14 protein-coding genes are annotated in these 14,407 nt (G+C 62.4%); 4 read left to right on the top strand and 10 right to left on the bottom strand.

From position 1 onward, the window contains the following. Positions 1–8: 8 nt before the first annotated feature. Positions 9–1,184 (top strand): CaiB/BaiF CoA transferase family protein, encoded by a 1,176-nt coding sequence (locus NKJ17_RS06335; protein ID WP_352505567.1) that lies wholly within the window; start codon positions 9–11, stop codon positions 1,182–1,184. After that, positions 1,181–2,830 carry a thiamine pyrophosphate-binding protein gene (locus NKJ17_RS06330; RefSeq protein ID WP_352505566.1) on the top strand — a complete coding sequence of 550 codons (1,650 nt, stop codon included), beginning with the start codon at positions 1,181–1,183 and terminating at the stop codon, positions 2,828–2,830. The genes NKJ17_RS06335 and NKJ17_RS06330 overlap by 4 nt, the downstream gene beginning before the upstream one ends. A 67-nt stretch (positions 2,831–2,897) precedes the next feature. Here the strand turns inward: NKJ17_RS06330 and NKJ17_RS06325 are convergent, their stop codons facing one another. The 5 genes from NKJ17_RS06325 to NKJ17_RS06305 all read right to left on the bottom strand — a co-directional run bounded on the left by NKJ17_RS06325 (position 2,898) and on the right by NKJ17_RS06305 (position 7,717). After that, on the bottom strand, positions 2,898–3,350 hold the full coding sequence (locus tag NKJ17_RS06325; RefSeq protein WP_254819028.1) for a CHRD domain-containing protein: 453 nt from the start codon (positions 3,348–3,350) through the stop codon (positions 2,898–2,900). Between the two features lie 147 nt (positions 3,351–3,497). After that, complete coding sequence (locus NKJ17_RS06320) at positions 3,498–4,469, bottom strand: ABC transporter substrate-binding protein (protein ID WP_254819029.1); 972 nt, start codon at positions 4,467–4,469, stop codon at positions 3,498–3,500. A 40-nt stretch (positions 4,470–4,509) separates the two neighbouring features. Continuing rightward, a complete protein-coding gene (locus NKJ17_RS06315; RefSeq protein ID WP_352505564.1) occupies positions 4,510–5,646 on the bottom strand; it encodes an ABC transporter permease in 1,137 nt (378 codons plus the stop codon). After that, on the bottom strand, positions 5,643–6,521 hold the full coding sequence (locus tag NKJ17_RS06310) for an ABC transporter permease (RefSeq protein WP_254819031.1): 879 nt from the start codon (positions 6,519–6,521) through the stop codon (positions 5,643–5,645). Before NKJ17_RS06310 ends, NKJ17_RS06315 begins: the two co-directional genes overlap by 4 nt. A 404-nt stretch (positions 6,522–6,925) precedes the next feature. Continuing rightward, a complete protein-coding gene (locus tag NKJ17_RS06305) occupies positions 6,926–7,717 on the bottom strand; it encodes an ABC transporter ATP-binding protein (protein WP_352453396.1) in 792 nt (263 codons plus the stop codon). 161 nt (positions 7,718–7,878) lie between these two features. Here NKJ17_RS06305 and NKJ17_RS06300 point away from each other — a divergent pair, with 161 nt between their 5' ends. After that, entirely contained in the window at positions 7,879–8,283 is a 405-nt protein-coding gene (locus tag NKJ17_RS06300; RefSeq protein WP_352505563.1) for a cupin domain-containing protein, read from the top strand. Positions 8,284–8,318: 35 nt separating this feature from the next. Here the strand turns inward: NKJ17_RS06300 and NKJ17_RS06295 are convergent, their stop codons facing one another. From NKJ17_RS06295 to aptA, 5 genes are all read right to left on the bottom strand, one after another. After that, a complete protein-coding gene (locus NKJ17_RS06295) occupies positions 8,319–8,693 on the bottom strand; it encodes a hypothetical protein (RefSeq protein WP_352687541.1) in 375 nt (124 codons plus the stop codon). After that, the gene (gene hydA / locus NKJ17_RS06290) at positions 8,690–10,141 is read right to left on the bottom strand and encodes a dihydropyrimidinase (protein WP_352475407.1); all 1,452 of its coding nucleotides are present in this window, start codon (positions 10,139–10,141) and stop codon (positions 8,690–8,692) included. Before hydA ends, NKJ17_RS06295 begins: the two co-directional genes overlap by 4 nt. A gap of 89 nt (positions 10,142–10,230) precedes the next feature. Next, a complete protein-coding gene (locus tag NKJ17_RS06285; RefSeq protein ID WP_352505561.1) occupies positions 10,231–10,611 on the bottom strand; it encodes an endonuclease domain-containing protein in 381 nt (126 codons plus the stop codon). Positions 10,612–10,855: 244 nt separating this feature from the next. Continuing rightward, positions 10,856–12,106 (bottom strand): Zn-dependent hydrolase, encoded by a 1,251-nt coding sequence (locus NKJ17_RS06280; RefSeq protein ID WP_352505560.1) that lies wholly within the window; start codon positions 12,104–12,106, stop codon positions 10,856–10,858. A gap of 71 nt (positions 12,107–12,177) precedes the next feature. After that, positions 12,178–13,506 carry an omega-aminotransferase AptA gene (gene aptA, locus NKJ17_RS06275; RefSeq protein WP_254819041.1) on the bottom strand — a complete coding sequence of 443 codons (1,329 nt, stop codon included), beginning with the start codon at positions 13,504–13,506 and terminating at the stop codon, positions 12,178–12,180. Positions 13,507–13,749: 243 nt separating this feature from the next. Here aptA and NKJ17_RS06270 point away from each other — a divergent pair, with 243 nt between their 5' ends. Continuing rightward, positions 13,750–14,391, top strand: coding sequence for a TetR family transcriptional regulator C-terminal domain-containing protein (locus NKJ17_RS06270; protein WP_254819042.1), 642 nt, complete (start codon positions 13,750–13,752; stop codon positions 14,389–14,391). The last annotated feature ends 16 nt before the right edge of the window (positions 14,392–14,407 follow it).

The raw sequence follows: 14,407 nt of genomic DNA, 5'->3' as shown, positions 1-14,407 counted from the left end.
GGTGATCCATGACTGAGCCGCCGCTCAAAGGCATCCGCGTCATCGAACTCGCACGCATCCTTGCCGGGCCATGGGCCGGGCAGCTGCTTGCCGACCTCGGCGCCGACGTGATCAAGGTCGAGAGCCCGGACGGCGGCGACGACACCCGCAAATGGGGACCGCCCTTCGTCATCGGCCATGACGGCGAGAACCTTTCAGCCGCTTATTACCATTCCTGCAACCGCGGCAAGCGCTCCATCGCTATTGACTTCTCGACGCCCGAGGGTGCCGAGACGGTGCGCCGGCTGGTCGCGACATCGGATGTGCTGATCGAAAACTTCAAGGTCGGCGGACTGAAGAAATACGGCCTCGATTATGACAGCCTGAGGAAAATCAACCCACGGCTGATCTATTGCTCGATCACCGGTTTTGGCCAGTCGGGGCCGTACGCGCCGCGCGCCGGCTATGATTTCATCATCCAGGGCATGGCCGGCATGATGTCGATCACCGGCGAAGCCGGGCGCGAACCGCAAAAGGCGGGCGTCGCTATATCGGATGTTTTCACCGGGCTTTATTCGGTCATCGCCATCCAGGCGGCGCTTCGCCATGCCGAGAAGACGGGCGAAGGCCAGCATATCGACATGGCGCTCTACGACACCCAGATCTCGACGCTCGGCAACCAGAACCTCAACTACCTCGTCTCCGGACAGTCGCCGGTGCAGATGGGCAATGCGCATATGAACATCGCGCCCTACGAAGTGGTGCCGGTGAAAAATGGCCACATCATCCTGGCGGTCGGCAATGACGGCCAGTTCGCAAAGTTCTGCGCTGCCGTCGGCCTCGACGAGCTGGCGTCGAATCCTGACTTCGCCACCAATCCCGCCCGCGTCGCCAACCGGGCAAAGCTGCGCGAGCACATGATAGAGGCGCTGAAGGCCTTCGATCGCGATCCGCTGCTGGCCAGGCTCGAAGCCGCTGGGGTTCCTGCCAGCCCGATCAATAACATCGGCCAGATGTTTGCCGACCCGCAGACCATAGCGCGCGGCATGCGGCTCGACCTCGATGACGGCCATGGCAATCTCTTGCCCTCGGTGCGGGCGCCGATGGTCATGTCCGGCACGCCGCTGGTCTATGAACGTCCGTCACCGCGTCTCGGCGAACACACCGAAGAAATCCTTGCCGAACTGGAGAGGTCAGGAAAATGAAGACCGGCGGACAACTCATCGTCGATGCGCTCGAAGCCAACGGAACGGACCGTATCTATTGCGTGCCCGGCGAATCCTATCTGGCGGTGCTCGACGCGCTGCACGACTCGCCGATCCGCACCATCGTCTGCCGCCAGGAGGGCGGTGCCGCGATGATGGCCGACTGCCACGGCCGCCTGACCGGCAAGCCCGGCATCTGCTTCGTCACCCGCGGCCCAGGCGCCACCAATGCCTCGGCCGGCATCCACATCGCGATGCAGGATTCGGTCCCCCTGATCCTGTTCATTGGCCAGGTCGCCAGCCACGCCAAGGGGCGCGAGGCTTTTCAGGAAGTCGACTACGTCAGGTTCTTCGGTGATATCGCCAAATGGGTGGTCGAGATCGACGACGCCGCACGCATCCCCGAATTTGTCACGCGGGCCTTTTCGGTGGCGACCTCCGGCCGGCCCGGCCCGGTCGTCATCTCGCTGCCCGAGGACATGCTGACCAGCCTCGCCGAGGCACCGCAAGCCCGGCATTACACCCCTGTCGAGACGCGGCCCGGCGAAGTCGAGCTCGACGCGCTGGAAGTGTTGCTCAACAAGGCAAAGCAGCCCTTCGTCATCCTTGGCGGTACGCGCTGGGATGCGCAGGCTGTTGCCCAGATGCGGACGATAGCCGAAGCCTGGTCGCTGCCGGTCGGCTGCTCCTTCCGCCGCCAGATGCTGTTCGACCATCTCCACCCGAATTATGCCGGCGATGTCGGCATCGGCATCAACCCCAAGGTAGCAACCGCCATCAAGCAGGCCGACCTCGTGCTGCTCATCGGCGGCCGTATGGGCGAGATGCCGTCATCCGACTACACGCTGCTGAAGAGCCCCTACCCCGACCAGACGCTGGTCCATGTCCATGCCGACGCGGGCGAGCTCGGCCGCGTCTACCGGCCGGCGCTGGCGATCAATGCCTCGCCTGCTGCTTTCGTCGAAGCCTTTGCCCGACGCAAGCCGGCTGCAACGCCGGTGTGGGCGGCTGAGGCAGCGAAGCTGCATTCCGCCTATCTCGACTGGTCGACGCCTCCGGAGAGCGGCCCCGGCGCCGTCCAGATGGGGCCGATCATGAATTATCTCGAAACGATACTGCCGGACGACGCCATCCTCACCAACGGCGCCGGCAACTACGCCACCTGGGTGCATCGTTACCATCGCTTCCGGCGTTTCGGCACGCAGGCAGCACCCACATCCGGCTCGATGGGCTACGGCACGCCGGCGGCGGTCGCCGCCAAGCAGCTCTATCCCGACCGCGACGTGATCGCCTTCGCCGGCGACGGTTGTTTCCTGATGAACGGCCAGGAATTCGCCACCGCCGTGCAATACGCACTGCCGATCATCGTCGTTGTCGTCAACAACGGCATCTACGGCACGATCCGCATGCACCAGGAGCGCGAATATCCCGGCCGTGTCGTCGCCACGGATTTGAAGAATCCCGACTTCGCGGCGCTCGCGCGTGCCTATGGTGGTCATGGCGAAACAGTCGAGAAGACCGCCGACTTCGCGCCGGCCTTCGAACGCGCCCGCGCCAGCGGCAAACCGTCGATCGTCGAGATCAGGCTCGATCCCGAGGCAATCACGCCGACGCGGACCATGACCCAGATACGGGACAGGGCCTGAGCGCCAACGGGAGGTCGAATCCCTTCCCAAGCTTCAACAGGTTGATCGCAGCGCTATGATCGCTGCGCTACATCGTCGACGGCGCCTTTTCTATCTGCCCGCGGATCTCGCCATCCGCGTGGGCCGCGGTGTGGATGTTGACGTAGTACTTGCCCGCCTCCAAATCGGTCGCCTGGGCATCGGTCAACGTCGCCGAGCCCTTGATCGGGCTCCTCAGCTTGCCTTCGAACGGTATCACCGGGTCGGCGTTTTCGCCCTTTGCCGCCGGGCCGTGAATGTGTGCGGCCTTCGCCGGCCCGCTGAGGCCGGAATATCTCACTGTCCAGCTGAGTTTCTTGGTTGTGGTGTTGAACCTGAGCGTGGCGGTGCCCTTGCCCTTCGTTGTGACGGGCGGGCTCTGCTGAGCACCATCGAGCGTCGCAGTCATCTTTATGGTTTCGGCCAGGGCCGGTGAAGCAGAGAAGATGGCTGCAGAAATGGCCAGCGCCGAAAGCATCGGCGTGAAGGACTGGATGCGCATGGAAACCTCCGTTGTGACACCCTTGAGGCGGATGCACCGGCACAACGATTTTGCAAGCGGATGTTTCCGCCGGTAACGTTCATTTTACATCCCACTAAAAAGGGGCGGTCGCCCGCCCCTTTTCCGCTACAAGCCAGTTTGACAGCCCTATTTGATGGCCTTGTCGGTGATCGCCGTCGTGTAGGCGCCGGTAGGCTCCTTGCTGATGATCTTCTGGTCGAGCAGCGCCTTGGCGGTGCGCTCGTAGGTCGCCGGATCGAGCTTGCCATCGGCATTGTCGATCAGCTTGGCGACTTCGCCCATCATGCGTTTCTGGTGATTCTCGTCCTGGCCGCCATTGTCCATGACGATGCCGGCCGCTTCGTCGGAATTGTCGACGGCGTATTTCCAACCCTTCATCGAAGCGCGCACGAAACGCACCATCTTGTCCTCGAAGGCCGGATCCTTGAGCTTGTCCTCCAGGGCATAGAGCCCGTCTTCGAGCAGATCGTTGCCCATGGCGGAATAGTTGAAGACGGTCAGCTCTTCCGGCTTGTAGCCGGCGTCGATGAGCTGCCAGTACTCGTTATAGGTCATCACCGAAATGCAATCCGCCTGCTTCTGGATCAGCGGCTGCACGTCAAAGCTCTGCTTGAGCACGGTGACGCCGTCCGGCCCGCCATCGGTCTTGAGGCCAAGCTTGTTCATCCAAGCATAGAATGGATACTCGTTGCCGAAGAACCAGACGCCGAGCGTGTGGCCCTTGAAGTCGGCTTCTGTCTTGACCGGCCCGTCCTTCGGGCAGACCAGCTCCATACCGGCTTTCTTGAACGGCTGGGCGATGTTGACCAGCGGCACGCCCTTTTCGCGGGCAGCCAGCGCGCCGCCCATCCAGTCGACGATGACGTCGGCGCCGCCGCCGGCGATGACCTGCTCCGGCGCAATATCAGGACCGCCGGGCTTGATCTCGACGTCGAGGCCTTCGGCCTCATAGAAGCCCTTGTCCTTGGCGACATAATAGCCGGCAAACTGGGCCTGCGTGACCCATTTCAGCTGCAGCGTCACCTTGTCCGCGGCCATCGCCTGGAACGCGGCAAGCGACATCGCGCCGGCCAGCATCGAAACAACTAGTCTTTTCATGTTTTTACCCTCTGAAGTTAGCGCCCTAAACCCACCGCCCCTATCCACCACGGACAGAGGGATGCCAAAACGTGATTGCTCTCTCGAAAAAAGCGACCACGCCATAAAAGACCGAACCCGCAAGTGCTGCAACTGCGATTTCGGCCCACACCATGTCGATGTTCATCCGGCCGACTTCCGTCGAAATGCGGAACCCCATGCCGACCACCGGGGTGCCGAAGAACTCGGCGACGATGGCGCCGATCAGCGCCAGCGTCGAATTGATCTTCAACGCATTGAAGATGAAGGGCGCGGCCGCCGGCAGCCGCAGCTTGAACAGCGTCTGCCAATAGCTCGAGGCATAGGTGCGCATCAGGTCGCGCTCCATATGGCCGGAGGCGGCAAGCCCGGCGACGGTGTTCACCAGCATCGGGAAGAAGGTCATGATGATGACCACCGCTGCCTTCGACTGCCAGTCGAAGCCGAACCACATGACCATGATCGGCGCGACGCCGATGATCGGCAGCGCCGATACCATATTGCCGATCGGCAAAAGCCCGCGCCGCAGGAACGGCACGCGGTCGGCGGCGATGGCAACGAGGAAGCCGGCGCTGCTCCCCACCACATAGCCGAAGATGACCGCCTTGAAGATGGTCTGCCTGACATCGGCCCCCAGCACCGGCAGCGAGCCGACGATGCGGGCACCGATGGCGCTTGGCGGCGGCAGCAGGATGAAGGGAATGCCGGCACCACGCGTCACCGCTTCCCAGATGATCAGGATCCAGGCGCCGAAGATGGCCGGAATGATCAAGCGCAGGGCGGTTGACGCCCAGCGCGATATCGGGCGAAACGACGACAAGACCGTGACGCAGCGCCAGGCCAAAAACCACGCGGCGGCGAGCAGCAGATAGAAGGATGCGCGAGCGCTGCCCTCATTGCCGGTTATGCCGGCGAGCAGCATCCACGCCGCGCCATGCGCGCCAAGGAACAGCAACACCACCCCGATCATCGGTGGAAAGTTGTCGGCCTCGATTGCCACGAGCAGCAGAATGAAAATCGAAACCGTAGTCGCCATGCCGTAACCGGGCGTAGCACTGACGAGCGGCAAAACAAGCAGCGCGCCGACAAACAGGACAAGCGCGGCATACCCCTGCCAGGATCGAGGCGTGATTGAGGAAAGGCTCAGGATGGAGCTCATGCCGGCCTCCCGCCCATGGCGCGGTCGACAAGGCGCCCGGCAATGCCGACCAGCATAACCAGCAGCGCCGCCACCACCGACCCGGCAACCAGCGCCGACCAGATGTCGATGGTCTGGCTGTAATAGGCGCCGGCGAGCAGTTTGGCGCCAATGCCGGCGACGGCGCCGGTCGGCAGCTCGCCGACGATGGCGCCGACCAGGCTGGCGGCCACCGCCACCTTCATCGAGGTGAACAGGAACGGCACCGAGGCCGGCACCCGCAATTTCCAGAAGGTCTGCGAAGGACTGGCATTATAGGTGTGCATCAAGTCGAGATGGGTAAGCTCGGGCGAGCGAAGCCCCTTCACCATGCCGACCGCCACCGGGAAGAACGACAGATAGGTCGAGATCAGCGCCTTCGGGATCAGCCCGGTGATGCCGACAGCGGCCAGCACAACGATGATCATCGGTGCCACCGCCAGGATCGGAATGGTCTGCGAGGCGATGATCCACGGCATCAGGCTGCGGTCGAGCGTCGCCACATGCACGATGCCGACGGCGATGACGATGCCGAGCGCCGTGCCGAAGGCAAAGCCGAGCAGCGTCGACGACAGCGTCACCCAGGCATTGTAGACAAGGCTGCGGTTCGAGGTGATGCTGCGCAGAAAGGTGTTTTCGAAAAAATTCACTGCCACCTGATGCGGCGCCGGCAGCGTCGGCTTCGGCTGCGCCAGCGTCTTGCCGATGAATTCCACAATACCCGGTGTCTGATTGGCGCGGCGGTCGAGATCGCGCTGGAACGGCGTGTTGAGGATGACAGCCATGACGTACCAGACGACGACAACGCCCAGAAGGATCGAGGTCACCGGAACGATCTTGTCGCGAAACGAGTCCATTCTAGCAGGCCTCGCCGGGTAAGCGCCCTCCTCTCCCCAACGGGGAGAGGGTGGCTGGAGCGAAGCGGAGGCCGGGTGAGGATGACCTCGCTTTCGTCATCCTAGGGCGCAGCAAGGAGCGAAGCGACGCGGCGCAGACCCTAGGATCCATGCCGTTACCTTCCCGCTCCGAAGCGGTGCTGAAAATAGCTCCCTCTCTGGAAGGAACGGCGCTTGCGGTGGCTTGCCCGGCGCTTATTCTCGACCGCTTGCGCGTTTCGGCCGACGTCACGGCATGGATCCTAGGGTCTGCGCACGCCGCTTCGCGGCGGCTCCGCCCTAGGATGACGAATGCACGGTTAGCGCCTCCCTCGCGAGGGCGATGCACCTCCTGTGTCGAACGCGCAAGCCCGTTCCGCGCCGCCTCAATCATCATAGCTGTGCCCCGCCCTCAGCCCGTCCCGCACCCGCGCGGCGATGGCCAGGAACTCCGGCGTCTCGCGGATATCGAGCGGCCGCTTTTTCGGCAGCGTCGATTCTATGACGTCGCTGACACGCCCCGGGCGCGGCGACATGACGACGATGCGCGTCGACAGATACACCGCCTCGGGGATCGAATGCGTTACGAAGCAGATGGTCTTGTTGGTTCGTTCCCAAAGCTCCAGCAACTGTTCGTTGAGGTGATCGCGCACGATCTCGTCGAGCGCGCCGAACGGCTCGTCCATCAACAAAAGGTCGGCATCGAAGGCGAGCGCCCGCGCGATCGAGGCGCGCTGCTGCATGCCGCCCGAGAGCTGCCAGGGGTATTTCTTCTCGAAGCCGCTGAGGTTGACGAGGTCGAGGGTTCGCTTGATACGCGCCGCCTGCTCCGCCCTAGACAGGCCCATGATCTCGAGCGGCAGCGCCACATTGCGCTCGATCGTGCGCCACGGATAAAGTGCGGCCGCCTGGAAGACATAGCCATAGGCGCGGCTCTGGCGCGCCTGCTCGGGCGTCATGCCGTTGACGGAGATGGCTCCCGATGTCGGCTTCTCCAGATCGGCGATCACGCGCAGCAAGGTCGTCTTGCCGCAACCGGACGGCCCGATGAAGGACACGAATTCGCCCTTGCCGATGGTCAGGTCGACATTCGACAGCGCCTGCACCGGACCATCGTTGGTCTGGAAGGTCAGGCCAAGCTTGCTTGCCGAAACAACGGCTGGCGATACTCCCGTCATCGGCCGTAGCCTGTCGCTTCCGGCCACTGCGGCGCCGGCCGGAATCCCATTGATTTTATCCCGATGTTGCTTTCCACTCGCCCAGTCCTACTCGCCCCAGTTTTACTCGCCTCAGTTCGACGCGCCCTTGTCCCATCACATAGACGCCCGGAGTTGCCCCGATGTCGCCCAAACCGACGTGCCATCTTATCCGCCCTGAAAGCTCTTATGAAGGCAAACAGGGCCTGAGTTATTTCGCCGGCATCGCCGCCGAAACAGTCGGCTCGTCCGGCATCTGCATGCATCTGCTGACCATGCCGCCGGGTGCCCGCGCCAAGGCGCATTTGCACGAAAACCATGAAACCGCGATCTATGTGCTCTCCGGCGAAGTCCATACCTGGTATGGCGACCGGCTTGAACAGCATATCGTGGTCAAGGCCGGCGATCTTTTCTACATTCCGGCCGGCGTGCCGCATCTGCCGGCCAATCTGAGCGACAGCCCCGCCTCGGCGGTCATTGCCCGCACCGATCCCAACGAACAGGAAAGCGTCGTCCTGCTGCCGGAACTGGACGGGTTGGTCGCCTGAAGCCGGCATCGAGGCGGCGGCCGTCATCGGCACCGTCACGAACATGATTTCAGCGGCCCTATCTCCTCAAGGCCGGGAATGGTCACGAAGAAACCGTCCCCTCCTTTGTTGACGACCTTGACGACATCCGTGGTCGTCCCGTCCTCGCCCTCGGCGAAACAGGTGGAGTTCAACAACTGGGTGCCAGGCATCGCCGTCAATCGCTGTGCGAACTCGCAGCCGCTGCCATAGGTTTCGACGCCGTCGGCGGTCAGCACGACATAATCGTCGCTGTCCTGATAACCGAGCCGTACGCCAGTGCAACCGACCTCATTGCCATAGGAACCGGCAAGGACGTCAGCCGCCGCCGGCCCGGCGGCAAGGATCACCGCGGCCAGTGAGATAATCGCACCGTGGCTCGCCAAGCTCAAACGCCCGTCGCCGGGATGCCTGTACGTTCCACCTTGCGCGGCGCGGAAATCTCCTTCCAGGTCGACAGTGCCCGGTTGACCGCCGCGTTGGGCTCGCGAGCGACGAACTCGCCATGGCCGGGCTTTGCCTTGACTTCGTTTTCCTCGATCGACAGTTCGCCGCGCGAAAAGACGAAGCGCGGCAGGCCGGTCACCTCGAAACCTTCGAAGACGTTGTAGTCGATCACCGACTGCTGCTTCTTGGCCGTGATCTTCTTCTTGCGCTTCGGGTCCCAGACGAGGATGTCGGCGTCCGCGCCTTCGACGATGGCGCCCTTCTTCGGGTACATGTTGAGTATCTTGGCGATGTTGGTCGAGGTCACCGCGACGAACTCGTTCATCGTCAGCCGGCCGGTGTTGACGCCGGTCGTCCACAGCACCGGCAAACGATCCTCGAGCCCGCCGGTGCCATTCGGAATCTTGGTGAAGTCGCCGACGCCGTTGCGCTTCTGTTTGGTGGTGAAGGCACAATGGTCGGTCGCCACCACTTGCAGCGACCCGGCCTGCAGGCCGGCCCACAGCGAATCCTGGTGCCATTTGTTGCGGAAGGGCGGGCTCATGACGCGGCGTGCCGCATGGTCCCAGTCCTTGTTGAAATACTCGCTCTCGTCCAGCGTAAGATGCTGGATCAGCGGCTCGCCGAACACTCGCATGCCTTTCTGCCGCGCGCGGCGGATGGCCTCGTGCGCTTGCTCGCAGGAGACATGCACGACATACAGCGGCACGCCAGCCATGTCGGCTATCATGATGGCGCGGTTGGTCGCCTCGCCTTCCACTTCCGGCGGGCGCGAATAGGCGTGCCCCTCCGGGCCGTTGTTGCCCGCCGCCAGCAGCTTCTGCGACAGGGCGGCCACCACGTCGCCATTCTCAGCATGGACCAGCGGCAGCGCGCCAAGATCGGCGCAGCGCTGGAACGACGAATAGAGCTCGTCGTCGTCGACCATCAGCGCGCCCTTGTAGGCCATGAAATGCTTGAACGAGGTAATGCCCCTGTCGACGACGGTGGCCATTTCGTCGAACACCTGCTTGCCCCACCAGGTGATCGCCATGTGGAAGGAATAATCGCAGGACGCCTTCGAGGTCTTGTTGTCCCACATCTGCAGGGCCTCGAGCAGCGATTGCTGCGGCGATGGCAGGCAGAAATCGACGACCATCGTCGTGCCGCCGGCAAGGGCCGCGCGGGTGCCGGATTCGAAGTCATCGGCCGAATAGGTGCCCATGAACGGCATTTCGAGATGGGTATGCGGGTCGATGCCGCCTGGCATCACATAGCAGCCGCTGGCGTCGAACTCATGGTCGCCATGCAGATCCGGTCCGATGCCGATGATCTTGCCGTGCTTGAACAGCACATCGGCCTTCCACGTCCGGTCGGCGGTGACGATGGTGCCATTCTTGATGACTTTGGTCATTTTCTTGTTCCCTTGTTCTCTCGCGCTTCTTGTGAGCGTCTTGTCGGTGTTACAGGTTGGGTCAGGACCAACGGGGCTGTAAATGGCCTCTACATGACTCCAACTTCCCGCAGTATCTCTTCGATACACCCGTCGAAAGATTCCGCCAGATCTCCGGTCGAAAACCGCAGCACACGATAGCCCTGCCGGCCAAACCATGCATCGCGTACTCGATCCTTGTCCATTTGCTCCGGCGTGAAGTGATGCTCTCCGTCTACTTCGATGACGAGGTTCTTCTCATGCAGAACGAAGTCCGCAATGTAAGGCCCGATCGGCGCCTGCTTCCTGGCATGCAGGCCGTAGAGATGACGGAACTCTTTCAATTCCGACCAGAGCTTGCGTTCGCCATCCGTCATGTTTCGGCGTAATGCCCTGGCACGTTTGATGGCGGCGGGGTCGATACCGGTCGGTGCCAAAACGAGTACCCCCACCCTCAATCTCTTCCCGCAAAGGCAGAGAAATCGCGTACGAATTTTTTGCGAAGAGGGACCCCCACCCTAACCCTCCCCACAAGGAGGAGGGAATGCTGCCGCGCAATCCGACTTACGACCTTGGCGTTGGAAACGTTGGTAATTTGCCGCAAATCGGCGCTGACAGGAGTTCCCTCCCCCTTGTGCGGAGGGTTAGGGTGGGGGTCCCTCTTCGCAAGAATCCGTCTGCTCCAGCCCAAACCTCTCACCCTACGATCGCCGCCGTGTCGACCACCGCATGGAACAGCACATCGGCGCCGGCCGCTGCCCATTCCTTGGTGATTTCCTCGGCCTCGTTGTGGCTGAGACCGTCGACGCAAGGGCACATCACCATTGCGGTGGGCGCAACGCGGTTGATCCAGCAAGCGTCATGGCCGGCGCCCGAGACGATATTGCGATGCGTATATCCCAAGCGCTCCGCCGCATCCCGCACAGCCTTGACGCAGCCCGCGTCGAAGGTGACCGGGTCGAAATGGCCGACCTGCTCGATTTGATATTTGATGTCGAGCGCGTCGCAGATCGTGTCGATGCCTTCGCGGATGCGCCCGTCCATGGCGTCCAGCACCTCCTTTTCCGGCGAGCGGATGTCGATGGTGAAGACGGTGCGCCCGGCAATGATGTTGCGCGAGTTTGGATAGACCTCCATATGGCCGACCGCGCCGACGGCGTCGGGTTGGTAGTCCATGGCGATCTCGTGCACCAATTCGATCACCCGCGCCATGCCGAGCCCGGCATTGCGCCGCTTCGGCATCGGCGTCGAGCCGGTATGCGCCTCCTTGCCGGTCAGCGTCACCTGCAGCCATTTCAACCCTTGCCCATGGGTGACGACGCCGATGTCGATGCCTTCATCCTCGAGGATCGGGCCTTGCTCGATATGCAGCTCGAAGAAAGCGTGGATCTTGCGCTCACCGACTTTCTCGGTGCCCTTCCAGCCTATGCGTTCGAGCTCCTCGCCAAATTGCTTGCCGTCCTTGTCGACATGTGAATAGACGTCGGCCTGGTCGAGCACGCCGGCGAATACCCCGGACGCCATCATTGCCGGCGCAAAGCGGGCACCTTCCTCGTTGGTCCAGTTGGTGACGACGATCGGGTGCTTGGTCTTGATGCCGAGATCGTTGAGCGAGCGCACGACCTCCAGGCCGCCGAGCACGCCGAGCACGCCGTCATACTTGCCGCCGGTCGGCTGCGTGTCGAGATGGCTGCCGACATAGACCGGCGGCAGGCTTGGGTCGGTGCCCTCGCGGCGGGCAAACATCGTGCCCATCTCGTCGACGCCCATTTCGAGCCCCGCCTCATCGCACCAGCGCTTGAACAGGTGCCGCCCTTCGCCGTCCTCGTCGGTAACGGTCTGGCGATTGTTGCCGCCGGCGATGCCGGGGCCGATCTTCGCCATCTCCATTATCGAATCCCACAAACGGTCTGAATTGATTCGCAGATTCTCGCCGGGGGCGGCCATTCAAGTTCCTCTCATTTACTCTCATATTAGGACGACGGTTCCCGTCGTCGCCCCTACATGTTGGGGAGTATCTAGTCCACCGCCCTCAACACTTCGCGCACATGGTCGATCAATTCGTTGATCTGGCCTTTGGTGATGATCAGCGGCGGTGACAGCGCGATGATGTCGCCGGTGGTGCGGATCAATGCACCGCGCTCGAACGCCTTCACAAAAGCCGAGAAGGCGCGTTTCGTCGGCTGGCCGGCGATCGGCGCCAGTTCGATCGCACCGATCAGGCCGATATTGCGGATGTCGATGACATTCGGCTCGCCCTTCAGCGAATGCAGCGCGTCCTCCCAGTACGGCGCCAGTTCCTCGCCGCGCGTCAGCAGCCCCTCTTCCTTGTAGGTGTCGAGCGTGCCCAGCGCCGCGGCGCAGGCGATCGGATTGCCCGAATAGGTGTAGCCGTGGAAGAACTCGATCATGTGCTCGGGCCCGGTCATGAAGGCGTCGTGGATTTCCTTCTTCACGAACACCGCGCCCATCGGGATGACGCCGTTGGAGACGCCTTTGGCGGTGGTCATGATATCGGGCGTGACGCCGAAATAGTCGGCGGCAAACGGCGTGCCGAGACGGCCGAAGCCGGTGATGACCTCATCGAAAATCAGCAAGATGCCGTGCTTGGTGCAGATCTCGCGAAGCTTCTGCAAATAGCCCTTCGGCGGCAGGATGACGCCGGTGGAACCGGCAACCGGCTCAACGATGACGGCGGCGATTGTCGAGGCGTCGTGCAGGGCAACGATACGCTCTAATTCGTTCGCCAGTTCGGCGCCATGTTCGGGCACGCCCTTGGTGAAGGAGTTCTTTTCCGGCAGATGGGTGTGTGGCATGTGATCGACGCCGCCGAGCAGCGTGCCGAACATCTTGCGGTTTGTAACGATGCCGCCAACCGAAATGCCGCCGAAATTGACGCCGTGATAGCCGCGTTCGCGGCCGATCAGGCGGGTGCGCGAGCCCTCGCCTTTTGCGCGGTGATAGGCGATGGCCATCTTCAGCGCGGTCTCGACCGATTCCGATCCAGAATTGGTGAAGAACACATGGTCCATGCCCTTCGGCGCGATATCGACCAGCCGATTTGCAAGCTCGAACACGATCGGGTGACCCATCTGGAACGCCGGCGCATAATCGAGCTCTGCCGCCTGGCTCTGGATCGCCTCGGTGATTTTCGGACGGCAGTGGCCGGCATTGACGCACCACAGACCGGCGGTGCCGTCGAGAACCTTGCGCCCGTCGCTGGTCGTGTAATGCATGTCCTTGGCGGACACGAACATGCGCGGCGCCTGCTTGAACTGCCGGTTTGCCGTGAACGGCATCCAGAATGCGCTGAGATCGTTCGGCGTGACTTTCAGCCGGTTGGACATGACCAAGACTTCCCCTTGTAACCCGTTTCGGTGCGGCTAACGCCTGGTCTTTCCAACACTTGGTCTTTGCTGCGTTTTCGTGCTACGCAAATTTTTGACCGGTTGGACAAACGTTAGCACCGCCTTATCAGCGGTCAAGGGATTACTAGCGGAAATGCGGCTTTCGAAGTGCGCTCCACAGGGCGGAGAAAAACTGGTCCAGAGAATTGGTCCAGACACGCCTCGCGGCGAGGGTTTTTCGAGGTGACGGGGGCGGTCGAAAGCTCCGCTCCTCGCCGCACCCGCATCCAGCTGGAAAAGCGCGAGCTCATCCTAGAGGCGGCGCTCGAAGTCTTCTCCACCAACGGTTTTCGCGGCTCGACCATCGACCAGATCGCCGAAGCCGCCGGCATGTCGAAGCCGAACTTGCTCTATTATTTCCGCCGCAAGGAGGACATCCACGAGACGCTGATGCAGCGGCTTCTCGACACCTGGCTCGCGCCGCTGCGCGAACTCGACGACATTGGCGATCCCTTGACCGAACTGCGCAGCTATATCAGGCGCAAGCTCGAAATGGCGCGCGATTTCCCGCGCGAGAGCCGGCTGTTCGCCAACGAGATCCTGCAGGGCGCGCCGCGCATCATGCCGATGCTGGAGGGCGAATTGAAGACACTGGTCGACGAGAAGGCCAACGTCATCAAGGGCTGGATGCGCGCCGGCAAGATTGCCCGCACCGACCCCTGGCACCTGATCTTCTCGATCTGGGCGACGACGCAGCACTATGCCGATTTCGACGTCCAGGTCCGCGCCGTGCTCGGCCCCGATCGCGGCGGCGACGGCCGCTTCGAGGATGCCGCAAGGTTTCTCGAGCAACTGTTCATTGACGGGCTGAAGCCGAAGGGCTGAGGCTTCAGCGAAGCGA

Origin of the sequence: Mesorhizobium sp. M0208 (assembly GCF_040322015.1) — a bacterium.
In the GTDB taxonomy this organism is placed as follows: domain Bacteria; phylum Pseudomonadota; class Alphaproteobacteria; order Rhizobiales; family Rhizobiaceae; genus Mesorhizobium.
This window is presented reverse-complemented; position numbering and strand designations above follow the sequence as displayed.

Coding starts and splice junctions, on each gene's coding strand:
- NKJ17_RS06335 (WP_352505567.1), top strand. CDS start 9: ATGACTGAGCCGCCGCTCAAAGGCATCCGCGTCATCGAACTCGCACGC.
- NKJ17_RS06330 (WP_352505566.1), top strand. CDS start 1,181: ATGAAGACCGGCGGACAACTCATCGTCGATGCGCTCGAAGCCAACGGA.
- NKJ17_RS06325 (WP_254819028.1), bottom strand. CDS start 3,350: ATGCGCATCCAGTCCTTCACGCCGATGCTTTCGGCGCTGGCCATTTCT.
- NKJ17_RS06320 (WP_254819029.1), bottom strand. CDS start 4,469: ATGAAAAGACTAGTTGTTTCGATGCTGGCCGGCGCGATGTCGCTTGCC.
- NKJ17_RS06315 (WP_352505564.1), bottom strand. CDS start 5,646: ATGAGCTCCATCCTGAGCCTTTCCTCAATCACGCCTCGATCCTGGCAG.
- NKJ17_RS06310 (WP_254819031.1), bottom strand. CDS start 6,521: ATGGACTCGTTTCGCGACAAGATCGTTCCGGTGACCTCGATCCTTCTG.
- NKJ17_RS06305 (WP_352453396.1), bottom strand. CDS start 7,717: ATGACGGGAGTATCGCCAGCCGTTGTTTCGGCAAGCAAGCTTGGCCTG.
- NKJ17_RS06300 (WP_352505563.1), top strand. CDS start 7,879: ATGTCGCCCAAACCGACGTGCCATCTTATCCGCCCTGAAAGCTCTTAT.
- hydA (WP_352475407.1), bottom strand. CDS start 10,141: ATGACCAAAGTCATCAAGAATGGCACCATCGTCACCGCCGACCGGACG.
- NKJ17_RS06280 (WP_352505560.1), bottom strand. CDS start 12,106: ATGGCCGCCCCCGGCGAGAATCTGCGAATCAATTCAGACCGTTTGTGG.
- aptA (WP_254819041.1), bottom strand. CDS start 13,506: ATGTCCAACCGGCTGAAAGTCACGCCGAACGATCTCAGCGCATTCTGG.